This window comes from Candidatus Limimorpha sp. (assembly GCF_056203535.1).
This window is the reverse complement of record NZ_JBADWU010000019.1, coordinates 1-25,627: the sequence shown is the minus strand read 5'-3', so window position 1 is coordinate 25,627 and position 25,627 is coordinate 1. Positions and strand designations below refer to the sequence as shown.

At 43.4% G+C, this 25,627-nt stretch carries 24 protein-coding genes; 15 read left to right on the top strand and 9 right to left on the bottom strand.

Annotated elements, in window-relative coordinates; genetic code table 11:
* Nucleotides 1-6 precede the first annotated feature (6 nt).
* On the bottom strand, nucleotides 7-615 hold the full coding sequence (gene udk / locus AC06MN_RS02120; protein ID WP_475670701.1) for a uridine kinase: 609 nt from the start codon (nucleotides 613-615) through the stop codon (nucleotides 7-9).
* Between the two features lie 97 nt (nucleotides 616-712).
* On the opposite strand from udk, the gene AC06MN_RS02115 reads away from it, so the two are divergent.
* From AC06MN_RS02115 to AC06MN_RS02105, 3 genes are all read left to right on the top strand, one after another.
* Nucleotides 713-1,861, top strand: coding sequence for a 4Fe-4S binding protein (locus tag AC06MN_RS02115; protein WP_475670700.1), 1,149 nt, complete (start codon nucleotides 713-715; stop codon nucleotides 1,859-1,861).
* Between the two features lie 54 nt (nucleotides 1,862-1,915).
* Nucleotides 1,916-2,575, top strand: a complete 660-nt coding sequence (locus AC06MN_RS02110) for a hypothetical protein (protein ID WP_475670699.1) — start codon at nucleotides 1,916-1,918, stop codon at nucleotides 2,573-2,575.
* A gap of 239 nt (nucleotides 2,576-2,814) precedes the next feature.
* Nucleotides 2,815-3,366 (top strand): PH domain-containing protein, encoded by a 552-nt coding sequence (locus tag AC06MN_RS02105; protein WP_475670698.1) that lies wholly within the window; start codon nucleotides 2,815-2,817, stop codon nucleotides 3,364-3,366.
* A 229-nt stretch (nucleotides 3,367-3,595) separates the two neighbouring features.
* On the opposite strand, the gene AC06MN_RS02100 is transcribed toward AC06MN_RS02105, so the two are convergent.
* Nucleotides 3,596-3,754, bottom strand: a complete 159-nt coding sequence (locus tag AC06MN_RS02100; RefSeq protein ID WP_475670697.1) for a hypothetical protein — start codon at nucleotides 3,752-3,754, stop codon at nucleotides 3,596-3,598.
* A gap of 53 nt (nucleotides 3,755-3,807) precedes the next feature.
* A complete protein-coding gene (locus tag AC06MN_RS02095; RefSeq protein WP_475670696.1) occupies nucleotides 3,808-4,035 on the bottom strand; it encodes a hypothetical protein in 228 nt (75 codons plus the stop codon).
* 446 nt (nucleotides 4,036-4,481) lie between these two features.
* On the opposite strand from AC06MN_RS02095, the gene AC06MN_RS02090 reads away from it, so the two are divergent.
* The 12 genes from AC06MN_RS02090 to AC06MN_RS02035 all read left to right on the top strand — a co-directional run bounded on the left by AC06MN_RS02090 (nucleotide 4,482) and on the right by AC06MN_RS02035 (nucleotide 18,291).
* Nucleotides 4,482-4,739 carry a DUF4160 domain-containing protein gene (locus tag AC06MN_RS02090; protein WP_475670695.1) on the top strand — a complete coding sequence of 86 codons (258 nt, stop codon included), beginning with the start codon at nucleotides 4,482-4,484 and terminating at the stop codon, nucleotides 4,737-4,739.
* A complete protein-coding gene (locus AC06MN_RS02085) occupies nucleotides 4,736-4,987 on the top strand; it encodes a DUF2442 domain-containing protein (RefSeq protein WP_475670694.1) in 252 nt (83 codons plus the stop codon). Before AC06MN_RS02090 ends, AC06MN_RS02085 begins: the two co-directional genes overlap by 4 nt.
* Nucleotides 4,988-5,173: 186 nt before the next feature.
* Nucleotides 5,174-5,851, top strand: coding sequence for a hypothetical protein (locus AC06MN_RS02080; protein ID WP_475670693.1), 678 nt, complete (start codon nucleotides 5,174-5,176; stop codon nucleotides 5,849-5,851).
* Nucleotides 5,844-6,539, top strand: a complete 696-nt coding sequence (locus AC06MN_RS02075; RefSeq protein ID WP_475670692.1) for a hypothetical protein — start codon at nucleotides 5,844-5,846, stop codon at nucleotides 6,537-6,539. Before AC06MN_RS02080 ends, AC06MN_RS02075 begins: the two co-directional genes overlap by 8 nt.
* 79 nt (nucleotides 6,540-6,618) lie before the next feature.
* On the top strand, nucleotides 6,619-7,410 hold the full coding sequence (locus AC06MN_RS02070) for a nitrilase-related carbon-nitrogen hydrolase (RefSeq protein ID WP_475670691.1): 792 nt from the start codon (nucleotides 6,619-6,621) through the stop codon (nucleotides 7,408-7,410).
* Nucleotides 7,411-7,418: 8 nt separating this feature from the next.
* Complete coding sequence (locus AC06MN_RS02065) at nucleotides 7,419-7,862, top strand: nucleoside deaminase (RefSeq protein ID WP_475670690.1); 444 nt, start codon at nucleotides 7,419-7,421, stop codon at nucleotides 7,860-7,862.
* Nucleotides 7,863-7,990: 128 nt separating this feature from the next.
* The gene (locus AC06MN_RS02060) at nucleotides 7,991-9,118 is read left to right on the top strand and encodes an AAA family ATPase (protein WP_475670689.1); all 1,128 of its coding nucleotides are present in this window, start codon (nucleotides 7,991-7,993) and stop codon (nucleotides 9,116-9,118) included.
* Nucleotides 9,119-9,319: 201 nt separating this feature from the next.
* Nucleotides 9,320-9,616: a hypothetical protein gene (locus tag AC06MN_RS02055; RefSeq protein WP_475670688.1), complete on the top strand. Its 297-nt coding sequence runs from the start codon at nucleotides 9,320-9,322 to the stop codon at nucleotides 9,614-9,616.
* Between the two features lie 11 nt (nucleotides 9,617-9,627).
* Nucleotides 9,628-10,947, top strand: coding sequence for a deoxyguanosinetriphosphate triphosphohydrolase family protein (locus tag AC06MN_RS02050; protein WP_475670687.1), 1,320 nt, complete (start codon nucleotides 9,628-9,630; stop codon nucleotides 10,945-10,947).
* Between the two features lie 55 nt (nucleotides 10,948-11,002).
* Complete coding sequence (gene dnaK, locus AC06MN_RS02045) at nucleotides 11,003-12,937, top strand: molecular chaperone DnaK (RefSeq protein ID WP_475670686.1); 1,935 nt, start codon at nucleotides 11,003-11,005, stop codon at nucleotides 12,935-12,937.
* A gap of 214 nt (nucleotides 12,938-13,151) precedes the next feature.
* A complete protein-coding gene (locus AC06MN_RS02040; RefSeq protein ID WP_475670685.1) occupies nucleotides 13,152-16,160 on the top strand; it encodes an Eco57I restriction-modification methylase domain-containing protein in 3,009 nt (1,002 codons plus the stop codon).
* A complete protein-coding gene (locus AC06MN_RS02035) occupies nucleotides 16,147-18,291 on the top strand; it encodes an Eco57I restriction-modification methylase domain-containing protein (protein ID WP_475670684.1) in 2,145 nt (714 codons plus the stop codon). Before AC06MN_RS02040 ends, AC06MN_RS02035 begins: the two co-directional genes overlap by 14 nt.
* A 22-nt stretch (nucleotides 18,292-18,313) precedes the next feature.
* Here the strand turns inward: AC06MN_RS02035 and AC06MN_RS02030 are convergent, their stop codons facing one another.
* The 6 genes from AC06MN_RS02030 to AC06MN_RS02005 form a co-directional block, all read right to left on the bottom strand.
* Entirely contained in the window at nucleotides 18,314-19,057 is a 744-nt protein-coding gene (locus AC06MN_RS02030) for an NADH-quinone oxidoreductase subunit B family protein (RefSeq protein ID WP_475670683.1), read from the bottom strand.
* Nucleotides 19,058-19,061: 4 nt separating this feature from the next.
* Nucleotides 19,062-20,525: a hydrogenase large subunit gene (locus AC06MN_RS02025; protein WP_475670682.1), complete on the bottom strand. Its 1,464-nt coding sequence runs from the start codon at nucleotides 20,523-20,525 to the stop codon at nucleotides 19,062-19,064.
* Nucleotides 20,526-20,713: 188 nt separating this feature from the next.
* A complete protein-coding gene (locus AC06MN_RS02020) occupies nucleotides 20,714-21,991 on the bottom strand; it encodes a complex I subunit 5 family protein (protein WP_475670681.1) in 1,278 nt (425 codons plus the stop codon).
* 4 nt (nucleotides 21,992-21,995) lie between these two features.
* Nucleotides 21,996-22,625 carry an NADH-quinone oxidoreductase subunit K gene (locus tag AC06MN_RS02015; RefSeq protein WP_475670680.1) on the bottom strand — a complete coding sequence of 210 codons (630 nt, stop codon included), beginning with the start codon at nucleotides 22,623-22,625 and terminating at the stop codon, nucleotides 21,996-21,998.
* Between the two features lie 3 nt (nucleotides 22,626-22,628).
* Nucleotides 22,629-23,522: a respiratory chain complex I subunit 1 family protein gene (locus AC06MN_RS02010; protein WP_475670679.1), complete on the bottom strand. Its 894-nt coding sequence runs from the start codon at nucleotides 23,520-23,522 to the stop codon at nucleotides 22,629-22,631.
* Entirely contained in the window at nucleotides 23,516-25,192 is a 1,677-nt protein-coding gene (locus AC06MN_RS02005; RefSeq protein ID WP_475670678.1) for a proton-conducting transporter transmembrane domain-containing protein, read from the bottom strand. Before AC06MN_RS02005 ends, AC06MN_RS02010 begins: the two co-directional genes overlap by 7 nt.
* Between the last annotated feature and the right edge of the window lie 435 nt (nucleotides 25,193-25,627).

Here is a 25,627-nt window from a genome sequence, read left to right as displayed (position 1 = left end):
CAATCATTATTTCTTCAAATGCATCCTGATTCTCGAAGCCAGAATGTCAATCACTACCGGACTTGATCCGCGTGGCAAAATGATGTCGGCAACGCGTTTGGTCGGCTCGATAAATTGCTGATGCATAGGTTTTACGAAGGTCTGGTAATGACGCAAGACATCTTCCCATGTACGGCCGCGTTCGGCAATGTCGCGGCGGATGATGCGCATCAGGCGCTCGTCGCTGTCGGTGTCGACAAAAATCTTGATATCCATGCGTTTGCGTAAATCCTCATTGGTCAAAACCATGATGCCTTCAACAATGATGACTTCCGTAGGTTGCACAAGAATCACTTCTTTTGAACGGGCGCAGGTGACGTAGGTGTAGATTGGCATCGGAATCGTTTCACCGTTTTTCAGGCGGTCGATGTGGTCGATCAGCAAATCCCATTCGATGGCATCGGGATGGTCGAAATTGATGCTTTTTTTCTCTTCCGGGGTGCGGAATCCGTTATCGTAATAATAAGCATCTTGTGAAATGACTGAAACGGAATTTTTCGGTAACTGACTTACTAATTCCTTAACGACAGTGGTCTTTCCCGAACCCGAACCGCCTGCAATGCCGATGACTAACATGATTTTGATGTTTTAAATTGCCACAAAGATAGTTTTTTCGCTGAATATGATGGTCCGAAAAGAGTAAAACCTTATTTTTGCTGAAAATTAGTTGAAAATGAAAATTATCGAAAAAATACTTAACTGGTTGATTTTAGTGGCTTTAGTTGCCGTTGTCCTCATCCGGGTTTTTACAACTGAAAAAGATTGTTCAAAAGAAAATCTTCCCAAAATTGAACTTTCGGAAATTTGTGATTTGTTCCCGGAAGCTCAACAATTGCAGTTTTTAGACACATCCTATTTTGCAGTTAAAGACGCTGAAAATGAAGTGATTGGATCTGTTTTGCTTTCATCGCCCTATTCAGACGGTGTGAAAGGCTATGCAGGAAAAACACCTTTGCTTATCGCCCTTGACAATGAAGACAAAATAATGCAAATCAAGTTGTTAGCTAATCATGAAACACCAGGATTTATTAAACGTGTGACGAAATCGAGTTATCTTGAATCGTGGAACGGCCTTTCGGTCGACGAAGCCTTGCAGAAAAATGTTGATGCCGTCAGTGGCGCCACATATTCATCGAAAGGCATTCAGAACAGCCTGAAAGCGCGATTGGCAGTCGTGGCAAGGCAGAACGTCGTTGAAACCACTGACAACAGCGCACTTTTACCAAATATCTGCATTCTGATAGTTGTCATCTTGGCTTTGATTTGCTTTTTCAATCCGCAGAAAACCAAAATGTTGCGTCTAATCACTTTATTGCTTTCCATTTTGATTTTGGGCTTTTGGCGCAATGCCTCAATGTCGCTGCTGAAATTCAACAGTTGGCTCACAATTGGCATTTCATGGCCTCTGGAATGGGCTTTGATTGTGGTTTTTGCTTTGGCGGTTTTGTTGCCTTTGTTCACGCGCAAGGCTTTTTATTGCACTTATCTTTGCCCGATGGGTGCTTTGCAGGAATTGGCAGGGAAAGCCTGTAAAAAGAAGCTGGCGCTTCCAAAAACAGTAACGACTGTTTTACTTGTCGTCAGAAAAATGTTTCTGCTTACCTTATTAATACTATTGTCTCTTGGTGTGAGTTTGGATTTGGCTTTTGTGGAGCCTTTCAGCGTTTTCAGCGTGAAGAGCATTACTTTGTTCAGCATCGTTTTTGCCGCCGTTGTGTTGATTGTTTCGCTTTTCATCAACCGCGCTTGGTGTCGTTTCCTTTGTCCGACGGGTTTGCTTTTTGAATTGGTCAGAAGAATCAGGGTGAAACAGAACAATTGAGAAAATTTGGTATGATATTTGTTTTGCTATCTTTGTCATCAAATTGGAATTGAAATGAAAAAACTGCTGTTATCACTCGCATTGTTGCTCACAATAAGCCTGACGGCAAACGCACAAAGTATAAAACGCCCTAATCCGCGTTACCGTCATCATACGGAATATTCCGAACCTCGTCACCATGCACGTTATACTCCTGATTATGTTGGCGATATGCGTTTCCATGTGATGGGTTCGATTGGTCAGGGTGGCATTATTGATATGTTCCGTCATCACAATCCAAGGATGTTTATGGTTGGCGGAATGTTGGAGTATCAGGCTGGCAGAGCTGTTTCAATTGGACTTGGAGGAGAGTTTTACGGAAGCTATTGCTCGTGGAACCGTCCCCATCCTGATTTGGATTTCTACACTTATTCGTTGCCGGTTTATGGCAATCTCAGGCTGATGATTCCAACTGGCGAAGTGTGTCCGTTCATCGAAGGAAGAATCGGCTATGCCATTCCGCTTAGAAGTGCTTACAGTTACCGTTGCCAGACCGATTTTCAGGCCGAAGGCCTATTCACAGGCTTTGGCTTTGGCCTTGTCGTTGGTCATTCCAATTTCAGTTTCGGCATGAATTTCACCGACTTATATGATGTGCATTCGGGACACAGAAGAGCACCTTGGGATTATTTCGATGATTTCTATTTCCGCTATTCTTTTGCATTCGGACTATAAAACCAAATAAAATATATCAGGAAAGGCGACCCTAAAGGCCGCCTTTTGAATTTGATTGAGAATTTGTTAGAATCTTTTTCAGGTAAATCAAATATGTAGGTGGAACGTAAAGATGCACGGATAGCGTCTTGTTAGGACAAAAAATGTGGCAAATCGAATAAAAGTAAATCAAAACAGCTTCTAATGTAGTTTCAACTACCGGTTTTTGAAATTTGCCTATTTTTGCATCATAATCGCCAATGGTTGCATTTTTACGCAACCTGAAAAACAAGAAAAACGTGAATGCTCAGTCTTCAACTTGCATTAAATCATCCTTCAAATGGGATAATTTGGCCATCATCATCACCATAGTTTTTGATGCCATTTTGCTTTCCATGGTAATAGCCGCCTTTCGGAGTTCCTTGGTTTTGATAGAAATCTTTTCCATATTGTTAGCCGTGTCGTGCGCCTTGTTTTTCCCGATAAGATTGATTGTCACGGATGACACAATTAAAATCAGGAGGCCGATTGGAACGGTGAAAATCGACATTAATGACATTATGAGCTGCTGCATTATTGAAGATGGAAAACAGTTTTTCGACAAAGTCATCAGGACTTGCGGAAGCGGTGGCGCATACGGCTATTGGGGTTATTTCCGCCACAGTAAATATGGAAAGATGCGGTTTTTCGTAACGCACAGACAACAGTGTTTCCACATCAAGTTCAAAGATGGGAAACACTATGTCATAAGTTCGGAGAAACGGGATGAAATTGTCAGATTCATTGCAAACAACTCGAATTGCAGTAAATAAATCGCCAAGGTTTTCTTGAACACAAATTACCATAAATTGGCCATGAATTTCCATGAATTATTTCGTCTGGCAATTTATGATAATTTGTGAAACATTCGTGGTAATTTATGTTTTTAGGACACATATACATGTGCATAAAAATCTGTGAAATTTGTGTTTTACAAACATAAATTCATGTAAATCAAGATGCTTGTATCCGTAAAATCTGCGTAATCTGCGGTTTCAGATTCTACACGTCGAGCTTGAACTCGGCATCGAACCAGCCTGTGTCTTCTTTCAGTAAATCAAATTCCTCACCGGTGAGATGATCGACAACGTGGACGGTGCCGCGTATGTTGTCGTAGGTAAAAGTAAACTGAGAGTTTACATCGTCTTTGGGTACATCCATTTTAAATGATAGTTGATTGGGCCGCAAAGATAATACTTTTCACGCCATGCAAATCATTTTTTGAATTCTTTGGTGAAAATTTCGTGTAATTTGTCGGGCGCGGTTTGCAGAATCGACTTGTAGTTCATTTTCTTTTTGTCCATGAGCCAGACCATGAACTCATCGTGGAACGACTTGATTTCGGCGCCGTTCAACTTGTGGTAAATCAGGTTCAGTTTGGCTTCAGCCTCCATCCACGGAAGGTCTTCGGCCTGAGCGATTTTTTCAATCATTTTATCCATAGCGTTTTGATTTTGAGGGTTAATAATGCTGCAAATATAATTGATTTTCGGTCAAAAGTCAAGAGTCGTCATTATGTTTGGCCATTTTTTCAACGAACTCCTTCATTTCTTCAAACGAAAAACACCCTCAAAAGGTTCAATCAATACCAATATAAAACATAATGATTCGATGGAGCCGTAAAAACAAAGCGATAGCTTTTTAATCATTTAGAATCTGTTTTGATTTTAAGTAAGTGGTCTGAAATAAACTGCATTATAAATCTACTTATTTCCGCTAATTGATTTCCTGATATGAATGATTAAACTCTATGGAAAAATCAGAAAATATATGATTTTTCCATAGAGTTTAATACAAAGTACTATTTTTGCTGTGTGAATTATTGATTTTCAAAAACAATAATATCTCAGAAATATTTGTATTTTTGCGAAATAAATCTCTAAAACCTATGCCTAAAATATCAGAATTTTTCGGAATTATCATCACATTGAAATTTCTTGATCACAATCCACCACATTTTCATGCAGATTATCAAGGTGATAAGGTGACAATTGAAATTGAAAACGGGAAGGTAAAGGGTGAAATATCTGAAAGAGCATTGCGTTTAATTTTTGAATGGCTTGACCTTCATAGAGATGAACTCAAAACAGCTTGGAATCAAGCAGTGAATGGCGAAGAGCCAAATAAAATCGAACCTTTAAGATGAATAATATGTTTCTCGAAGTCGTTGATGCACATTATATTGATGGATATAAAATGCTTTTGTCGTTCAACAATGGGCAGAAGCGCATTTTTGATTTTATGCCTGTCATTGACCGTTATCCGGTTTTCCATTGTTTGAGTGATTTAAATCTATTTAAATCGTTCACCATCACCGACACCGTGGAATGGAAAGATGGAACTATCGACATTGCACCTGAGTATTTGTTTGAAAATGGTGTTGCCATTAATTGATTGACCTGTAGAGACGAAGTATGCTAATTCTTTGCAAAATCGTTATCATTTAGATTAACAAGAAGTTAAATAATAGTCTAAAAATAAATTCGGTTTTTGGCAACGGTGAATGTTTTATCATTAAATTTGCACCGAATTAGTGTTGAATATGTTGCATTTGCAACTTGATGTAAACTGATAAAGAATATGTTGCATAGTGAAAGCGCTCAAAAATATGGGCCTGAGGATAGGAAGACTTCATCTGTTTTTGAAAACCTATTGTTATTGCCCGATAATGTCTTCTGGCATATTTTTAGAACATCATGTTTGTTCTCTGATGGAATGAAAAGTAATTCTGGTCGTTTGCTTAATTACGCTTTTTGGTGTCATTGGGATAGCAATGGAACAAACAATTCAAATTTTGTTGAGCCAGATTTGTTTTTGAGATTTGAAGAATTTGATGTTATTATTGAGGCGAAATATAATGATATTAATGGTCAATATCCAAATCAATGGGAAAGGGAGTTGAAGGGATATTATAACGAGTATGGAAAAGATAAAAAAAGTGTTTTTTTTATTGCAGTTGGAGGAAATGCTACCCTTAACAAAGAGAAAATAATTGTAGATGGACAGGAACAATCTATTTTTAAATGCAGTTGGCTTTCATTGCTTGTTAATGTTAATAAATATAGGAACGAACTTAGAAAGATTACGGTTTGTGATATGCAAACATCTGCTACATTAAGACTTCTTGATACTATTATTTTGAGTTTTAGCATTAATGGAGTGTACAATATAGATTGGTTTGGGTCAATGGATTATTCAAAACCAATAATTAATTCAAAATCAATAATCTCAATAAAACAATATTATAATTATGAGTAAAGAATTAGATGGCATTTTTGTAGATGTAAGGAACGCTTTTCGCTTATTGACAAGATATCAAAAAAGAGTGCTAAATATTGTTGATTATATTAGGGCGCAAACTCCATTTACAGATATGTGGGGTCGCAAGAATTGGTATAGTGATGAAATTAAAACCCGAAGGGATAGCCCAGATCCTGATTATGCAAAGTTGTCGGTATGGAAAGATATGTGTGGCCTTGATTTCCTTTATGGTCATTTTTTCGAATATTATTATGGTTCAGAGAAAATAGAAAAACATACGGTTAAAATGTCAGTATTTCAAGTCTCTGATGATGGTTTTTTCATTTCCAATAAGGAGAACAAGAGTATGACTGATGTTTCCTCTTATGCTGAATCGGAAATTTCACATTCATATATTATTATGAATGTTTGGGTGTATAATGCAAAATTGAAGAAACCGTCTTTATGGTTGCATGATTTGAATAATCCCGATGAATATGAGAAGGATTTTTTGACAAAGTTTTTGGGGTCATCAAATGATTGTATGATCCAAAGTACGGACAAAGAGTGTATGGTCATAAAAAAGTACGAAATGCAACGTTTTGCAACACAAGAAGCAGCCGATGATGTCATTAGTGACTTTGCAAAACTTTTGCAAGATAAAACTGGTATTAAGCTTTTCAAGGAAGTGTTTTACAGAAAATAGATTACAAAGAAGTTTTATTGACCCAATATGAAAATCAATGAGGAACATATTTTGCCTCTAAAATACAAACTATCTCATTATGCCTGACCTCAACATCACCTACATACAGACCGACCTCCGCTGGGAAGACAAGGCCGCAAACCTTGAAAACTTCTCCCTCCTGCTCGATAAAGTGCAGAACAACACCGACTTGATTCTGCTTCCCGAAACTTTCACCACGGCTTTCCCTGTCGATCCGCGCCAGTTTGCCGAGCCTCTTGATGGCGAAACGATGTGTTGGCTTAGCGCCATGGCAAAGGAGAAGAATGCTGTTGTTTGCGGCACGCTTTTGCTTGAAATCGGTCGCACCTATTATAATAGTCTCGTCTGGATGCGTCCCGATGGCAGTTACGAACTTTATCACAAACGTCATCCGTTCAGCATTGGTGGCGAAAACCAGTTGGTTGAAAAAGGTGAAAATCAACTTGTTGTTGAATTGAAAGGTTGGCGCATCCGCCCGATGGTGTGCTACGATGTGCGTTTCCCCGTTTGGGCACGCAACCGCTACGAAAACGGACAGTATGAATACGATTTGGCTTTCTATCTGGCCAACTTCCCTGATTCGCGAATGATTGTGTGGAACGGACTTTTGGTGGCGCGTGCCATCGAAAACCAGGCATATATAATAGGTGTGAACCGCATCGGCGACGACCCGAACGGCTTGCATTACAGCGGCGAATCGCAGGTGGTGAACGCCCGCGGCGAAATCATATCGAAAGTCGAGCCTTACCAGGAAGGCGTGGCGCATTGCACTTTGAGTGCTGAAAAACTGACACATTTCCGCGAAAAATTCCCGTTGGGACCCGATTGGGACACTTACACGGTTCAATGAGCAAAGCCATGACACTGAGCGTTTTTTCCGACGAGTATTTCATGAAGCAGGCTTATCACGAGGCTGAACTTGCGCTTGAGGCAGGCGAAATTCCCATTGGTGCCGTGGTGGTCTGCAACAACAAAATCATTGCACGCACCCACAACCAGACCGAAATGCTGAACGATGTGACGGCTCATGCCGAAATGCTTGCCATCACTGCGGCATCGAATGCCTTGGGCGCGAAATATCTTGACGAATGTACGGTTTATGTCACCCTTGAACCTTGCCCGATGTGCGCCAGCGCTTTGGAACATGCCCATGCGGGTCGTGTGGTCTGGGCAGCCGATGACCCGAAAAACGGTTTTCAGCGTTTCGGCAACATGCTGCATCCGAAAACCAAGGTTCAGACGGGCGTTTTGCACGATGAATGTCTCTCGTTATTGACGGATTTCTTCAAGAAAAAAAGATAATATTTGATTATATATATCTGTTAATCAAATATATAAATTATAAACAGTTTTGTTTTAAACAACTTTGTTTGAAACAATGTTGTTTGTAATGAAATTATCTGTATTTTTGCCTCGTAAAATAAACGTTTATGGAAGATCCTTTTGTTTTTGGGACGGCAACATCAGAGCCATGTTTTACCGATAGGGAAAACGAAACACAACGTTTGCAGCAGAATTTCCTTCACGGAATCAATACAATGCTAATTTCCCCACGGCGTTGGGGCAAAACGTCTTTGGTCAAACATGTAGCCGATTCTCTGAAAAACGAAAAAGATGTGAAAGTGGTCATGATGGATGTTTTTTCATGCCGCAACGAACATCAGTTTTATAAAATGTTTGCTACTGAAATCATCAAGCAAACCAGCAGCAAATGGGAAGAATGGGTGGCCGATGCCAAGAAGTTTTTAGGAGGACTGGTTCCAAAAATCAGTCTTGATGTTGACCCTGTGACCGATTTGACCTTTTCTTTCGATTTTTCCGAAACGCATTTTAACGCAGATGTCTTGTCGTTGCCAGAAAAAATCGCTGAATCAAAAGGAATAAAAGTTGTCGTTTGCATTGATGAATTTCAGCAAATTGCGGATTTTTCCGATTCGTTGCTGTTTCAGAAAAAACTGCGTTCCGTTTGGCAGCACCAGCAAAATGTGACTTATTGCCTTTTCGGTAGCAAGAAGCATATTTTGGCAGGATTGTTTTCAAAGCCAAGTTGCCCGTTCTATAAATTCGGCGACATTTTGTTTTTGCAGAAAATACCGACAACATATTGGTCGGATTTCATCATGAGCCGTTTTGCGGCTACCGGAAAATCGATTTCAAAAGAACTGACTGAAGAAATCTGTGCGTTTGTCGAAAACCATTCTTCGTACGTTCAGCAGCTTTCGTGGATTGTCTGGACCAAGACGGAAAAAACAGCCACACGCGAAATCCTTGAAAAATCGAAAACCGAGTTGCTGAATCAAAGTTCCATATTGTTTCAAAATTACATTGACGAACTGACCGGATATCAAATCAATTTCCTTTTGGCAATGAGCGATGGAATCCAATCTGAGTTTTCGCGGAAAGAAATACTGACACGTTACGACCTCGGTACGGCAGCAAATATTACACGGCTGAAAAAATCACTTGAGGACAAAGACCTGATTGACATTGAAGCAAGGAAAATCACTTTCAACGACCCTGTTTTTGCGCATTGGATTAAGCTGAACATTCCCCGATAATCGCTGATGTCAGTCCGTTTTGTCATTTTGTCAGTTTTTGTTTTCTTTATTTAAAATATTGAATATTAATATTTTAACTATTTTCTTTCAATTCTGTTAAAAACAAAAAGCGTCAATTCTTGTTTGGCATAAAGATTGACTAATGAAGCGCGTTGCCCAATGAAGGGCTGCATAAATGAATAGAAAATTTTAATTAAATATATGAGTACGACAACAAATTTTGATGAGTGGATTGCCCAAATTGATTTGGATGATTATGAAGAAATAGACTCCTTGTATCGGTCGGTTAATGAAGTGACTTCGTATGGTTTATTTAGCACACAAAGGACAAAGAATGAACAAGGATATATTGTTAAATCGGATGGGGTTGATGATTTGTTACTATTAGCTTCAGAAAAAGCACGAATATCTTTTCTTAGAAAAATCGAAGATGAGTATTGTGATGGTAATGAAGAAGGTTGGCATGCTTTTATGAAAGCTATGGAAAAGGATGATTAAAAAAACATACTATGAAAAACTTTTCTCTTGAACAAATAAAGGCTGTGCAAGACTTGTATGAGGTCTTGCAAAATGACTCTTTGAAAGAGCGTCAATACGATAAATCAAAAGTTGAAGAAGGACGTTCTGAATATGCAAGAGATTATGCAAGAATACTATATTCATCATCATTTCGCCGACTACAAGGGAAAATGCAAATTCTAGGAATTGAATCTACTGCATTCTATAGAAATCGACTTACACACAGTTTGGAGGTGTCTCAGATTGCACGTTCAATTGCACGGACATTAGCTTTTAAGTGTAATAAAGAAAATTACTTAGAAGAAGAATTATATCTATTAGATGCAGCTGCATTAGGACATGATATTGGTCATCCTGCATTTGGACATAAGGGAGAACGTGTTCTAGATGAGATAGCAAAAGTGTATGAGCTTCGTTTTGAAGGAAATGCTCAGAATTTCAGAGTGCTTCGCAAATTGGATCGTCATGGTTCTTCTCCAGAAGGGTTGGATTTAACATATAGGACTTTATTAGCAATTAACAAATATATTGAAAAAGAAGGAAAAGAAACAAAAAAATTCATGTATAATGAAGATTATGAGTTTCTTGAAAAATTCCGTCAGGAAAACGAATTAGAAAATCAGAGAACCCTTGATGTACAAATCATAGAATTAGCAGATGATATAGCTTATGCTGTTCATGATTTGGAAGATGGTCTGTCCCAAGGTCTATTTTCTATTGATGAATTGTGTTTTGAAATTCTTTCATATAACAATGAAAAAATGGAGCAAACGCAAATAAAAAATGCTTATGATGAATTTAAAAATATAGTAACTGAAATTCAAAATAAATTGAATGATGTTTCAAATAATATAAAAACCATTCAGGAGTATTCACACTTATTTAGAAAAAATCTTACTTCAAGTCTTACTGACAAGTTTGTGAGAAGTTTATCTTTTGATGAAAATAAAAAAGAATTGTGCATAGAAGAACCCTATGGTACTTTATGCAAGATTCTTTCTAAAATTATATTTATCTGTGTGTCTCGAAATTCAGAAGTAGCATTGTATGAGACTAAAGGAGAGATTGTTTTAAAAACTCTTTTCAACATATATGTTGATGAAAAAATAAATAAAAACTATTATTTGTTGCCTCCTGATTACAGACCTAAAAATAAAGAGATTAAGACTATTGTTAGATGTGTATTAGATTATTTAGCGGGAATGATGGATACTTATGCAATTTCTGAATATGAGAGATTAACTGGTGAAAGTTTTTATAATATGAATATCAATAATATTCCTGAAATAAAAAAATGGAGCTTAAAATAAATCCATTTTATTATATGACAAATTTTAATAATTAAATAAATAGGAGAACAAAAACATGTCAAAAATCATTGGAATCGACTTAGGAACAACTAACTCATGTGTGGCAGTAATGGAAGGTAACGAACCGGTTGTCATCGCCAACAGCGAAGGCCACCGCACTACGCCTTCTGTCGTCGCCTTCACCGATAATGGCGAACGCAAGGTGGGCGAACCTGCAAAGCGTCAGGCTATCACCAACCCGCTGCGCACCATTTATTCCATCAAACGTTTTATGGGCGAAACCTACGACAAGGTTCAGGCCGAAATGAAGCGCGTGCCTTATAAAGTGGTGCAAGGCCCTAACAACACCCCACGCATCGACATCGATGGTAAGAACTACACCCCGCAGGAAATCTCAGCCATGACCCTTCAGAAGATGAAGAAGACCGCTGAAGACTTTCTCGGCCAGACCATCACCGAAGCCGTCATCACCGTTCCGGCTTACTTCAACGATGCACAGCGTCAGGCTACTAAGGAAGCCGGCGAAATTGCAGGTCTGAAAGTGCGCCGTATCATCAACGAACCTACAGCCGCTGCTTTGGCTTACGGTTTGGACAAGAAAAAGAGCGATGTGAAAGTCGCTGTGTATGACCTCGGTGGCGGTACTTTCGATATCTCCATCCTTGAATTAGGTGATGGCGTGTTCGAAGTGAAATCAACCAACGGTAACACTCACCTCGGCGGTGATGATTTCGACGAAGTCATTATCAACTGGCTGGCTGAAGAATTCATGCGCGACAATGGCATCGACCTCCGCAAGGATCCTATGGCCCTGCAACGCCTGAAGGAAGCTGCTGAAAAGGCTAAGATTGAACTGTCATCGTCAAGCGAAACGGAAATCAACCTGCCATATATCATGCCTGTCAACGGCATTCCACAGCACCTTGTCCGCACTTTGAGCCGCGCCAAGTTCGAAATGCTGGCCGACCATCTGATTCACGCCACCATCGAACCATGCCAAAAGGCTCTTCAGGATGCCGGCATGAGCGTCAACGACATTGACGATGTCATTCTGGTTGGTGGTTCAACCCGTATCCCAGCCATTCAGAATATCGTCCGCGATTTCTTCAAGAAGGAACCTTCAAAGGGCGTTAATCCCGACGAAGTGGTGGCCATCGGTGCTTCCATCCAGGGCGGTGTGCTGACCGGTGAAGTGAAGGACGTGCTGCTGCTCGATGTCACTCCTCTGTCATTGGGTATCGAAACCCTCGGCGGTGTGATGACCAAACTCATCGATGCCAACACGACCATCCCGACCCGCAAGAGCGAAGTCTTCTCAACGGCTGCTGACAACCAGCCTTCGGTTGAAATCCACGTGCTGCAAGGCGAACGCCCAATGGCTGCCCAAAACAAGACCATCGGCCGCTTCACACTCGACAGCATTCCTCCAGCGCCACGTGGCGTACCGCAAATCGAAGTCACTTTCGACATCGACTCAAACGGTATCCTCAACGTGTCCGCTAAGGACAAGGCTACAGGCAAGAGCCAGAACATCCGCATCGAGGCTTCATCAGGCTTGACCGATGATGAAATCCAGCGCATGAAGAACGAAGCTCAGGCCAATGCCGAAGCCGATAAGAAGGAACGTGAACGCATCGACAAGCTGAACCAAGCCGACAGCATCATCTTCCAGACTGAAAAGCAACTGAAGGAATATGGCGACAAGTTGCCAGCCGACAAGAAGGGTGAAATTGAAAGCGCTCTCGCCAAGCTGAAGACCGCTCATCAGGCACAAGATATCGCTGGTATCGACGCTGCCATGGCTGAAATGAATGCCATGTGGCAGAAGGCAAGCGAAGAAATGTACAAGAACGCTGGCGCACAAGGCGGCCCACAAGGCGCAGGCTTCGACCCGAACAACATGGGTGGCAACCCGAATGCTGGTCAGCAGAACAACAACAAGGGCGGCGACGACGAAGTGACCGACGTCGACTTTGAAGAAGTGAAATAAGACTGATAGACAACTGTTTGTCAAACATAGATAAAAAGGTGTAGCCTGAAAGGTTACACCTTTTTTACTTTTAGTGGGCTTTGTAAAAACTGAATTATAATTGGTTTTTTTGTTGTTGCTATTAGTATAAATTCATAATTTTGCATTTTACTTTGATGTAACATCAGCTGATTTGGTGCGTTTTTTTGCATGTGTTGAAAGAAATGGATAGTTTATGATTAACGAAATCAAGAATAAAATACACGTTCTTGTGGAGAAGTATGGGCAAGACAAGGACGTTTATCGCACTTCGCGTTTCAATGAAACTCAGGTGCGAAACGAGTTCCTTGATCCATTGTTCGAGATTCTTGGATGGGACATTCGCAATACCGCTGGCAAGAACACCAATGAGCGTGAAGTATTGCTGGAGGAGCCATTGAAGGCAAATGCGGCTTCTCACACCAAGAAGCCCGACTACACTTTTCGTCTCTTCGGCGAACGCAAATTCTTCCTTGAAGCGAAGAAACCTTGCGTTCACATCGAGCGTGAAGATGATCCTGCCAAGCAGGTTCGTCGTTATGGCTTTACGGCAGGCTTGAAGATAAGTGTATTGAGCAACTTTGAACACCTCTACATTTACGACACCTCTTATCCTGTGGAGCAGAACGATACACGTGTCAAGGCTATTGTTCGCGAATACAAATACACCGATTACGAAGATGCAGTCGAGGAACTTTTGGAGTACCTCGGCAAGGAATCTGTATATTCAGGTCATTTTGATGAGGTGTGGAGTGAGATTGAAGCAAACGTGAACCACAAATCGGTTGATGAGCTTTTCTTGCAGCAGATCAACGACTGGCGTTTGATGCTCGGAAAGGAAATTCTGCGTAACGACCCAGCGATTGAGATGGATGAACTTGGTGATGTAGTTCAGAGTTACATCAACAAGATCCTCTTCCTTCGTGTATGCGAGGATAGAAATATTGAAACTTACCAAAGCCTGTTGCAGATTGCTGACCACAACAGCCATCAGGAGCTGATTGCAAAGTTCAAGGCTGCTGACTCTCGTTACAATTCTGGTCTTTTCGAGGAAAAACTATCAGATGAAATCATTGGCAATGTAAGTTCTTCTTTCTGGTCAATCATTCGTGAACTCTATTTCCCTCAAAGTCCTTATTCGTTTGCTGTTCTTTCGTCCGACATCCTAGGCAAGATTTACGAAATTTTCCTTTCACAAAGGCTTGCTGTCGTTGATGGACAGTTGAGCATTGTCAACAAACCTGAGAACGAGAACAGAGACATTGTAACCACTCCCAACTTCATTGTACGTGAAATTCTTCGCCAGACGATGAAGGATAATCTCGCTCATTTGACAGACGAACAGATTCTAAGCCTTAAATGTGCTGATATTGCTTGTGGTTCCGGTGCATTCCTTCTAGAAACATTCCAGCTTCTTTGTGATGCATTGGTTGACTTCTACACATTAAATGACAAGAATAAGCTGATTCAAACGGACGTAAACACATACAAGCTCAAGTTTGAGGTTAAGCGTAACGTACTCATGAATTGTATCTATGGTGTTGACAAAGATTTCAATGCTGTAGAAGCTTGCAAGTTTGGTCTTTTGTTGAAACTTCTTGAAGGAGAAGACGATTCTACAATTGCATCATTCCATCCTATCTTGCCAAACCTTGATGATAACATCTTTTATGGCAATAGTTTGCTCGAATCATCTGATGTGCCAGTTGATCAAGCAGTAGAAATCAATCCATTCGACTTTGGAGAACGTAAGTTCGACTACATTGTAGGCAATCCTCCGTACATGAAGACAGAGGATATTAAGGTATTTACACCAAAGGAGCATAAACTTTATCCAAAACGCTACAAGAGTGCTTACAAGCAATACGATAAGTATTTCCTCTTTGTTGAGCGTGCATTCAAGTTACTGAAAGAAAATGGAGCGATGGGGTACATTGTACCAAGTAAATTCATGAAGGTTGGTGCAGGCAAAGAACTCCGTAATTACATTTCTACCCACAAGAGCATCAAAGCAATCACTTCATTCGGTGCTCATCAGGTTTTTTCAGACAAATCAACTTATTCATGCATAGTCGTTCTACAAAACAAAGAGAAAGATTCATTCAAGTATTCAGAAGTTGATAGTTTGGCAAAATGGAAAGTTCGTGATTTGAATTCATTCTCAGAAAACGAGCGAAATGTTAGCCTATTGGGTGAAGAGACATGGGTTCTTTGTTCAGATAGATTGCAGTCAATCCTGAATCTCATTTCTACTCAGAGTCTTCCTTTAGGTGAAATCGTGGGTGACGATTACATTTTTAATGGCATTCAAACGAGTGCTAACAAGGTGTACATTTTTCAACCTGAAAGCGAGGATAGGCAGTATTATTATTTCAAGTATAACAAGCAACTTTACCAGATTGAGAAGAAGGTGACAAAACCTTACTTCAAAACCGTATCAGGTGAAGATTCACTCAATACCTATCGTACCTTCAAACCAAATGCACGTGTAATCTTCCCTTACAAGAGAAGAGTTGACGGCAAATTGGATGTGATAGCACTTAATACAATCCAGCGCAAATATCCATATTTTTACAACTACCTTACTGTAATCAAATCAGAGCTTGATCGCCCAGATAGAGACATCAAGCCTACGCCTACAACAGCGAACGAATGGCATCGTTTCGGTCGCCATCAGAGCCTTGAAGCATGCGAAATTTCAGAAAAGATAATTGTGGGTGTCCTTGCTCAGGAGAACAAATACGCGGTTGACACAAATGGCACGTTAGTTTCATCTGGCGGTACTGCTGGTTATTGCCTTGTAAGTATTCCTGCGGATAGCCATTACTCCATCTATTACATACAGGCGATACTCGGATCAATTCAGGGTGAATGGCTTGCATCCCTTTATGGCGAAATATTCAGGGGTGGCTTCATCGCTCGTGGAACAAAAGTGTTGAAGCAGATCCCTGTACGCACTATTGACTTCAACAATCCTACTGATGCTACTGCACACAATAAAATCGTTGAACGTCAGAAATCGCTCATTTCGCTCGGTGATAGAATAGCTGCTGCCGGAAATAATTCAAGAAGGGCAACGCCCCTGAAACGTCAGTTTGAATTACTCAAGGCAGAGCAACAACAAGCAATCAACAACCTCTACGGAATGACCGTAGAAGAAGTAACATTAATTCCTAAAATCAAAGAACTCTATGCAGCTGATTAAAGACGCATCCGCAGAAAAATTGAGAGGAGCATACTACACTCCACCTGCCATTGCATCATTCATACTACATTGGGGAATTAACGGTGGACACGGTGCTGACATACTGGAACCAAGTTGTGGTGATGGTGTATTCTTGGAGTGCATGCGTGATGAAAATATGCTCTTCAATACAGTCACCGCTGTTGAATATGAAGCAGCAGAAGCAGATAAGGCCCGTGCTCTTGGCTTGCATGATTCGAAGGTTATTAATCAGGATTTTCATCGATTCTGTCTTGATACAGAAAAACGATTTGACTTAGTTGTTGGCAATCCTCCGTTTATCCGTTATCAGTATTATGATGCTAATCAGCAGAAGCTTGCAGATGAGATATTCAAGAATGGAAAACTCAAACGCACTAAACTAACCAATGCGTGGGTAACGTTCGTCGTTGGTTGCACGCAGCTTCTTCGCGACAATGGAAAGATGGGATTTGTGATTCCGTCTGAATTGCTTATGGTGAAGTACGCTCAGCAACTCCGCAAGTACCTTGCAAAGACCTTCAACAAGATAAACATCATCTCTTTTGAGAATCTTGTATTTGAAGAAATTCAGCAGGAGGTAGTTCTGCTCCTCTGTGAGAAGAACAGTACAAACGAACACAAGATAGAGCACATTGAGGTCAAGGACACAGAGGGGCTTTTAGCACTTGATCCCCATCAGTTGAAGTTTCCAAGTAAGGATATTGACTTCCACACGGACAAGTGGACCTATTACTTCCTTGACAAGAAAGAACTTGATCTGCTTGACAAAGTGAAAAAAGCCACAACAATTTCTTCATTTGCAAATGTGGAGGTGGGCATTACAACAGGCTCAAACGATTTCTTCACCGTACCACAATCAGTAGTGAGTATGTACCAGTTGCAAGATTACGCGCGTCCGATGGTTGGAAGAAGCGTGCAGGTAAATAGCCTTTGCTTTACAAAACGCGACTGGAAAGCGAATGTCGCATCTGAGGCAAAAGCTCATCTTCTTGTATTCACTCCTGACGCCAAAGAGAACGGCAACGAAGGTGTGAAGGCTTATCTTGAAAGTGGCGAAGCAGCTGACATTGACAAAGGTTACAAGACCAGCATTCGAGATCAATGGTGGGTGATTCCTTCCATCAAACTTTCTGATGCTTTGTTCCTCAGACGCAACAACATTTACCCAAAGTTTGTACTCAACGAGGCAGGTGCTTATACCACTGACACCATGCACAGAGTCTTCATCAAGGATGGTGTGAACAAGAAAGCGTTTGTGGCGAGTTACTATAACTCTCTTTCGTTTGCCTTTGCAGAGATCCTCGGACGTAATTTCGGTGGCGGTTGCCTCGAACTTATGCCAAGCGAGGTCGGTGGAATCTATCTGCCTTACAGAGAAGACAATGAACAAATCTTTGACACTCTCGATCGTATGCTCCGCAACAAAGCAACGGCAGATGAGATTCTCGATTATACCGATGAAATCATTTTGCATCAAGGCATGGGACTGTCGGAAGATGAGGTTAAATTGGCACGTTCTATTTGGCACAAAATTATCAATCGTCGTCTGACCCGTGAGACGCTTGAAAAGCCTGCAGAGAAGAAGGAAGCTGAAAAAGTGAAGCACCTACAGCTTAGTTTCTTCGACCTCTTCGATCAATACGAACTTGAACCAATCACGCAGAACAGTATGGTTCGCGAGGACATTGAGGTAAAATACGGCACTAAACGCACGCATTATCATTTGCCTCTCGACCTCACCAAGAACCTCCTTATCTGCAACGTCAAGAAAGATAATTGGGAACAGTATCTTAATGGCTCAGCCAAGATTTACTATACAGGCAAGAAGTTCCCGACTACGGTTGCGCTCAACAAACTCTACTATTTTATGCCGTACCTTTCTGGCAAGGGTATCCGCGACCTTTACTACATCAAGATCGCTCGTCTTGGCTATCGCAAGGATGGGCAGAAGAATGAGGACAAGAACGACCTCCGTTTGGTGTTCGAGATAGAACGTGTTGGTCAGCTCTTTGATGACTACAAAAAAGTCAAACTTGAAATTTGGCATACATTTACGGATACTACGATGGAGAAACTGATGACTTGGTCACAGGATCAATCAGGAGTGTAGGAAAACAAATATTTGTGTAATCTCACACCGTCAACTCCCTCAATCCATTCAGAATCGTGAGCGGATGCGCCGGATTGCCGGGAAGGTAAAGATCTACCTTATGCGTTTTCAGGAAGGAACGGTCGATGGCGTCGGAATCGGCATACAGACCACCGCTGATGGCATCAACGCCGCAAAGGACAAGCAGCCGCGGTTGAGGGACAGCATCGTAGCAGATTTGCGTGGCACGAGCCATATTGACGGTGATAGGTCCCGTGATGACAATGCCGTCAGCGTGACGTGGTGAGGCCACGAACTCGATGCCGTAGCGTCCCATGTCAAAGTTGACATTGCCCGTTGCACCCAATTCCCATTCGCAGGAATTGTCGCCGCCAGCGCTCACCTGACGCAGTTTCAATGAACCTTTGAATAGTTTGGCACATTCGGGCTTCGGGCCATATTCAATCGGCTTGTCAACACCTTCGCGCACAATCAGGTTTTCGCGCACGGTCGTGGCCATTTTGTAATCTTTTGTGAACGTGATTTTTTCAGGAAATTGTCGCGCACAAAGGCCGCAAAACGCGCATTTGCCTAAATCGATGCTGAGTCCGCCTTGGGTACCAATGGCCTGCATGGGACATATTGCAGCGATTTTCTCGTTGTCGGCTGGTGTAGTGCTGATGACAGGGCGACCTCTGAAAATGCCAGGCACTTGTGCCGTTGTCGGGTCGGGGATGTATTGCTTGCCCTGTGCTTTTAATATGGAAAGGTTACTGATGTGTTTCATGGCTTTATAAATCGTGTCCGCAATAGGAGAGGTTGAAACTTTTGTTGCAAATCGGGAAGTCGGAAATCTCGTTGTTTCTGACTGCCAGCTCAAGGGCGTCCCAGTTATGGAACGAAGGGTCTTTTATCTTGTACAATGCTAATTTTCCGCTGTTGTCGGTGATAGCGCAATGGCAAATCTCGCCACGCCAGCCTTCCACAAGGCTCAAGGCGAAACGGTTCGCTTGCAACTGTGGCTCAGCCGTATGGCTTGCTTGGACAGCAGGAAGATTGTCAACTAATTTTCTGATGAGTGCAAGCGATTCGTACACTTCCTCGATTCTGACTTGAGTGCGTGAATACACGTCGCCGTGCTTCTTGACGACCGGTTTCACTTGGCCTTCATATTTTAGGTAGGGATGCGTGCTGCGAATGTCTCTCAACAAGCCTGATGCACGTGAGGCCATGCCAACGGCGCCTATCTCCACCGCTTGCTCGCGTGTCACCGTGCCAGTGCGTTCGAGTCGCGACAAGACTGATGGGCAGCGCTTGATTTTGTTGCTCATTTGGGTGAAATCCTTCTCGTAGGCGTTGAGCATAGCATGTAAGTCAGCGATGAGTTCTGGAGTCAGGCCGTAAGGAGCCTCAAAAGGACGAACCATGGTCTTGCCCAAACGGTTGCCGCACCATTTTTGCATGAAATTGATGATAGGCGTGCGCAACCTGCCGTAAACGGCATTGCCAAGCTGATAGGCTACATCACCGCAGATGGCGCTGAGGTCGCCGCTATGGATGGCGATACGCTCCAACTCGCAGGCAATCATGCGTTCCACGGCGGCGCGCTCGTCGATTTGATAGTCACAGAGGGCTTCATAGTTCGTGGCAAAAGCGATGCCATGACTCACAGCACTGTCGCCCGCCACCGATTCTGCCAGCATGGCTTTCTGGCTCAACATCGGTTTTTCAAGCATCAGTTTTTCGACGCCGCGATGCTGATAGCCCAGCATGATTTCAAGGTTGAGGATTTTCTCTCCTTCGCAAGTGAAGCGGAAATGTCCCGGCTCGATGACGCCCGCGTGGATAGGGCCAACGCCAACCTCGTGCAGCTCTTCGTCGTCGGCACGATAAAAAGGATAGTCGTCGGGTGCCGTGCGAACGGGCTTTGGCCATTGATGTCCTTCGAACGCGATGCCGAAATTTTCGGCCATCTCTCTTTCAAAACGGTCAATCGCCCTGATTTTCAATGAAGGACAGGATTTCTCTTTCAAAACAAAAGAGGAAACCTCTATTGTGCCGTTTGTATCGTTGGCGAGACACATAATCATTTGCAGCGCATCAGCATTCGGATAGCCGAAATAAGATACGCAATGATATGTATCGTTGGCCATTGCCTCATGAACATATTGCGTAAATTCATGATAATCGGTGGTCTGCGGAATATCGCCAAAGGCTACGCTTCGGCCATTATTGTAGAGTGTCAGGGTTCTCATAAGTAGTTATTCAGGATTTAATTTCAATTTGGGTTTCGAGGCTGCGAGGATTCGGGATTTCGAGACTTCGAGGTTTCGAGGCTTCGGGATGTCGGAATATCTCGCTGTCTCGCATCCCCGCGACCTCGTTGTCTCGTGACCTCGCTGCCTCGTTTTCAATATGTAAACTAATTTTGCTCATCTACTTATCAGTAAATCAACGAAGCGACGTCGTTTATCAATTGGGTTATACAATCAGGACAAGCATAGCCGATATAAATGGCCAAACCAAACAGGATGAGTTGCGACACGCTGCGCAACGGGCTGAGGCGCGGGGCGTTTAGTTCGGCGGCAACTTCGGGTTTCAAGGGCAGGAAAATCACTTGGATGATGCTCTTGCAGATGGCCCAAATCAGCACGGTGAGGAACAAGGCAACGATGACAACGAGCCACCAGCAACCGGTTTCTATCATGGCATTGAATATGCCGAGTTCGCTCATGAACATGCCCGATGGCGGAATAGCCGTGATGGAGAAAAGTCCCAACAACAGGACGATGGCGCCGAATGGATTGAGTTGCAGATAACCGCCCATTTTGTCCATCATTTTGGTGCCATAAACTTTCACCAATTGGTTGTAATGCAGGAACAGGCCGCTTTTTACGAAGGTGTGCATCAGCAAATGCAGGATAGCGAAGATGATGCCGACTTTGCCGAAACACAGGCCGAGAATCACGATGGCGCTGTGCTCAATGCTCGAATAGGCCAGCATGCGTTTGTAGTTGCAAATCTTCACCATATAGGTCGTTGCGATGAATAGCGTCAAAACAGCGGTGACAATCATGAGAATGCGTCCCCATTGTGCCGAACTGCTGCCTGCCACGACAGCGTATGCGCGGAAGATGCCCACGAAACCGAGATTCACCAGCACGCTCGAAAGCATGGCGGCGGCTGGACCTGGGGCATTGTCCTTGGCATCGATGCCAGCGGTGAACATGGGGAAAAGTCCCATCTTAGCGGTATATCCGCAGAAGATGAAGATATAACCCATCTTCAACCAGAAAGGATCCATCTTGTCGCTGTAAGCCATCAAGTTGGCATAACTCAAATCGGATGAACCGCAACGATAGAGGGCGAGACTCCAAAACAGGATGCCGATAAAGATGAACGTGACGCTGATGGCGCAAACAAACACATATTTCCATACGGCTTCGAGTGCCAGTTCTTCGCGGTGGTGATAAATCAGCATACCTGCCGCCAATGTCGTGACTTCGGTGAGCACCCAAGTCATTGCGATTTGGTTCGACATGTAGCCTAATGCCAAAGCGGCGGTCAGGACGAACAAGGCGGTGTAATAAATGGCTTTTTGTCCCTTAGGAGCCTTGAAATCACGGAAATAGATGATGGAATGAATCAAGACTGGCAACAGCACGATGGCAAGCACGGCCATCATCAGGATTGAGAGTGAATCGAGTGTGAAATATTGCATGGCATCAGTCTTTTAAGGTTGTTAATGAATCTACATCTGTCGATTTGAACACGTCGCCAATCTTGCCTGCGAAGAAGCCCAACAGCAGCACGCTGGCGAAAATGTCGAGCAGCACGCCCAAATTGACGAGGAAAGGCATGTGATTGCCGACGGCCAAAGTCAGGATGAAAACGCCGTTTTCGATGACCATGTAGCCAATCAGGTGTGAAAGGAGCTTGCGGCGCGAGCAGATGAAATACAATCCGAACAGGATGGCCGACATGGATGTGACGAAGAAGAGTTTTCCGATTCCCTCGTCGTTGACGGCACTAATCAGGATGTACATTCCTGCAACGATGACCACCGTGATAGCCAAGGATGCAAAATGCGGCAGGAACGGCTCGGCTTCGCGGGTAATCTTGTTGCGGTTGATGAGTCGGAAAAGGAAAAACGGCACTGCAATGGATTTGAACAGCAAGGTCTCGATGGCAATCCAAACGAGGTTGGAAATCGTTATCTCGTTCAGCTGCACGATGGCAAGGGCAAAGAGCAGGAAACCTTGCACCATCACTAATTTCACGTAATTTCTCAGTCGGTTTGCTGTAGCCATCAAAAAGATGGTGATGACAAACAGCATCATTATGATTTCTTTCATGGCTTAACTGAATTGCATAATTGAAAAAACTAATACCAATGCCGCAGCGGCAACGCTGAAAATGAACTCGGGATTGTGGTTCATCCTGAATCTCGCCATAAACGATTCGGTGATGCCTATGGCAATGGCGCAAACGGCTTGCACAAGGAAGAAAATGCCTATCGACATGGCCAATGGACCAGCCAAAAACAGGTTGGCAATCAGGGCGCCGTACATGGCGAATTTCATATATCCTGTCGAGAGAATCAGGCCCAAGTCGAAGCCGCTGTTGTCGAGAATCATCACTTCGTGAATCATCGTCAATTCAAGGTGTGTCTTGGGGTCGTCGATGGGAAGACGGCTGCTTTCAACCATCGCGATAATCAGTAGGATGACAGCCATCACGATGGTGGCGCCGATGTGGAAAGCATCACCGTAACTGTTCAGGTTGGCGAAAATATCAACGAAACTCGTATGTCCGCTGATGAGCGAGATGCTGCCCATGATGAGGAAAAACGCAGGTTCGGCCAACATGGAATAAAGTGCTTCGCGCGATGCTCCCATGCCTTCGAAGCTCGAGGCGGCATCCAAGGCAGCGATAATGCAGAAGAACTTACCCAGAGAAAGGACGTATGCGAAGAAAACGAAATCGCCTTCAAAGTGGATAAGTCCTGGTTTGCCGTCAAAAGGAATGCAGGCACAGGCCATCAGCACCGATGCCGCGTAGATAAGCGGAGCGATGCGGAAGACGAATGTCGTGCTGGTGCTATAGACCGTTCCTTTTTTGAACAGGCGGCGCACATCCTTGAGAGGCTGAAAGATGCCTGGACCTTTGCGCCCGGCGCAGATGCTCTTGGTGCGCACGATGAGGCCGCTGAAAAACAGCGAGGCCAATATGATTAAAGCGAAACTTAACATATCACAAGGGTTAAAACGATAGTGGTGACAATGAATACGATGCCGTATAGAATATAGGATTGCAAGCGGCCATTTTGCAGGAAGGCGAACTTGCCGGTGAATCTGACGTATGCATTGGCTGCTTTTTCAAGGAAGCCGCTTTTCAGCACGCCGTTAAAGAGTTTTGAATAGGTCTTGACAAACGAAGTGGCTGTGTATTGCAGTTTTGGCGATTCCACCGCGTAGCCGCAACCCCATGTCGGGCCGGTCTCAAGGCTCTTGCTGCGTGTGGCGAGACGGCGCACAAGCCAAAGCAAGGCAGTCACCGCGATGACGATGGCCGAAACCCTGCCGATGGAGGCAATGGTGCCGTTCAGCGCAATTTCCGGGCAACCGAACAGAGGCATTATGTTATTGATTTGCTGAACATAAAATTCCGGATAAACGCCCACCGACAGCATGACCAATGACAGAATGGCCAGCGGCACGATACGTAATGCGCCGAATTCCTTATGCTCGGGCAATGTGGTGCGAGCTTCGCCAAGGAAAACCACGCCAAAGGCTTTTGTGAAGCAGAGAATGGCCAGACCGCCAATCATCACTAAGGCCAAAATGGCGCCGACAGCCCCGACTTGTGAGAGGATAGAGGCTTGCCCGAGATAATCGAACAGACCAAGATAAATCATGATTTCAGAGACAAAACCGTTCATCGGGGGCAATCCGCAAATGGCCACTGCTGCAACGAGGAAGAAAAATCCCGTCAGCGGGAGACTCTTCAGTAAGCCGCCGAGATGTTCCACGTTGAGTGTGTGTGTGGCTTGATAGACATTGCCAGCAGTGAAAAACAGCGTCGATTTGAACAGCGCGTGGTTTAGGGTGTGGAGTAATGCACCACCAAAAGCCAACGATGCAATCTCTTGCATTCCAAGTCCTTTGGCAATGCAGCCCAATCCGATGCCCATGCCGATGATACCGATGTTTTCGATGCTGTGATAGGCGAGGAGCCGTTTCAGGTTGTGCTGCACGATGGCCATCATCACGCCGTAGAGTCCGCTGATGGCGGCGACTGCAAGGATGATTTTACCAGCAAGAACCAAATCGACATTGAAAATCATCACGGAACGCAGCAGTCCGTAGATGCCGATTTTGATGATGACACCCGACATCACGCCGGAGATGTGTGCCGGAGCGGCAGGATGCGCCACGGGAAGCCATGTGTGGAAAGGCACGAAGCCCGCCTTGATGGCGAAACCGCAGCACACGAAGGCAAACGGCAGTCCGCAAGGGCCTTGATAGGCAGCCCAATCCGTCCAGAGGAAGGAACCAGTCTTGTTGTACATCATCAGGAATCCGATGGTCAGGAAGACCACGCTGATGTGCGACTGGATGAAGAAATTGATACCAGCCTTGATGACATCGCTGTTCCAACTCTCGAAGATGATGAGGAAGAAACTGCCGAGGGCCATCAGTTCCCAGGTCACCAGAAAGGCGACGGCATGTTGGGTCAGCGTCAGCAGAATCATCGACGCAAAGGTCAGCAAGTACCAGAAAACGTGTAGTCCAAGTTCTTTGCGGTGTTGTTTGTAGGCTTTAAGATAGTCAGCCCCGTAGAAAGCGCCGGCGGTGAAAATCAAGGTGATGATGGCGATAAACCACCACGACAGCCGGTCGGGGACGTTAAATAGGCTCAAAAGGGTCATTGTTTGACAGTTTATGAAAACGGGCGCGAAGATACGGAATAATGCCGAATTGAAGATTCAGAATTTGGAATATTCCACCAAGTAACACTTTTAAAAAAGTTGTAACACATCTAAATAAGTAGTTGTGCAAAATTAGTTTGCATTCTGAATTTAGGGTTATGGAGGATTCGGACTCTTAGACATTTGGACTTTTAGACAAATGGACTCTTAGACATTTAGACTCTTGGACTTTTAGACAACTGATAACTGATAACCGACAACTGATAACCAATTTATTATATATCAGCTAAGTACATGACAAAATTTGAAAGATGTCGAATTTAGGTATATGATTAGGGTTCATTATGCACTCGGCGATGTAGTCCAGGCCGTACTTGAAGAATGACACGGCCTTTCTCCCGTTCTTGAGTATTCTGATTTTCTTGA

What these genes read in the sequence shown, in the direction of transcription:
- udk (WP_475670701.1), bottom strand. Translation starts at nt 615, where the DNA reads ATGTTAGTCATCGGCATTGCAGGCGGTTCGGGTTCGGGAAAGACCACT.
- AC06MN_RS02115 (WP_475670700.1), top strand. Translation starts at nt 713, where the DNA reads ATGAAAATTATCGAAAAAATACTTAACTGGTTGATTTTAGTGGCTTTA.
- AC06MN_RS02110 (WP_475670699.1), top strand. Translation starts at nt 1,916, where the DNA reads ATGAAAAAACTGCTGTTATCACTCGCATTGTTGCTCACAATAAGCCTG.
- AC06MN_RS02105 (WP_475670698.1), top strand. Translation starts at nt 2,815, where the DNA reads ATGGTTGCATTTTTACGCAACCTGAAAAACAAGAAAAACGTGAATGCT.
- AC06MN_RS02100 (WP_475670697.1), bottom strand. Translation starts at nt 3,754, where the DNA reads ATGGATGTACCCAAAGACGATGTAAACTCTCAGTTTACTTTTACCTAC.
- AC06MN_RS02095 (WP_475670696.1), bottom strand. Translation starts at nt 4,035, where the DNA reads ATGGATAAAATGATTGAAAAAATCGCTCAGGCCGAAGACCTTCCGTGG.
- AC06MN_RS02090 (WP_475670695.1), top strand. Translation starts at nt 4,482, where the DNA reads ATGCCTAAAATATCAGAATTTTTCGGAATTATCATCACATTGAAATTT.
- AC06MN_RS02085 (WP_475670694.1), top strand. Translation starts at nt 4,736, where the DNA reads ATGAATAATATGTTTCTCGAAGTCGTTGATGCACATTATATTGATGGA.
- AC06MN_RS02080 (WP_475670693.1), top strand. Translation starts at nt 5,174, where the DNA reads ATGTTGCATAGTGAAAGCGCTCAAAAATATGGGCCTGAGGATAGGAAG.
- AC06MN_RS02075 (WP_475670692.1), top strand. Translation starts at nt 5,844, where the DNA reads ATGAGTAAAGAATTAGATGGCATTTTTGTAGATGTAAGGAACGCTTTT.
- AC06MN_RS02070 (WP_475670691.1), top strand. Translation starts at nt 6,619, where the DNA reads ATGCCTGACCTCAACATCACCTACATACAGACCGACCTCCGCTGGGAA.
- AC06MN_RS02065 (WP_475670690.1), top strand. Translation starts at nt 7,419, where the DNA reads ATGACACTGAGCGTTTTTTCCGACGAGTATTTCATGAAGCAGGCTTAT.
- AC06MN_RS02060 (WP_475670689.1), top strand. Translation starts at nt 7,991, where the DNA reads ATGGAAGATCCTTTTGTTTTTGGGACGGCAACATCAGAGCCATGTTTT.
- AC06MN_RS02055 (WP_475670688.1), top strand. Translation starts at nt 9,320, where the DNA reads ATGAGTACGACAACAAATTTTGATGAGTGGATTGCCCAAATTGATTTG.
- AC06MN_RS02050 (WP_475670687.1), top strand. Translation starts at nt 9,628, where the DNA reads ATGAAAAACTTTTCTCTTGAACAAATAAAGGCTGTGCAAGACTTGTAT.
- dnaK (WP_475670686.1), top strand. Translation starts at nt 11,003, where the DNA reads ATGTCAAAAATCATTGGAATCGACTTAGGAACAACTAACTCATGTGTG.
- AC06MN_RS02040 (WP_475670685.1), top strand. Translation starts at nt 13,152, where the DNA reads ATGATTAACGAAATCAAGAATAAAATACACGTTCTTGTGGAGAAGTAT.
- AC06MN_RS02035 (WP_475670684.1), top strand. Translation starts at nt 16,147, where the DNA reads ATGCAGCTGATTAAAGACGCATCCGCAGAAAAATTGAGAGGAGCATAC.
- AC06MN_RS02030 (WP_475670683.1), bottom strand. Translation starts at nt 19,057, where the DNA reads ATGAAACACATCAGTAACCTTTCCATATTAAAAGCACAGGGCAAGCAA.
- AC06MN_RS02025 (WP_475670682.1), bottom strand. Translation starts at nt 20,525, where the DNA reads ATGAGAACCCTGACACTCTACAATAATGGCCGAAGCGTAGCCTTTGGC.
- AC06MN_RS02020 (WP_475670681.1), bottom strand. Translation starts at nt 21,991, where the DNA reads ATGCAATATTTCACACTCGATTCACTCTCAATCCTGATGATGGCCGTG.
- AC06MN_RS02015 (WP_475670680.1), bottom strand. Translation starts at nt 22,625, where the DNA reads ATGAAAGAAATCATAATGATGCTGTTTGTCATCACCATCTTTTTGATG.
- AC06MN_RS02010 (WP_475670679.1), bottom strand. Translation starts at nt 23,522, where the DNA reads ATGTTAAGTTTCGCTTTAATCATATTGGCCTCGCTGTTTTTCAGCGGC.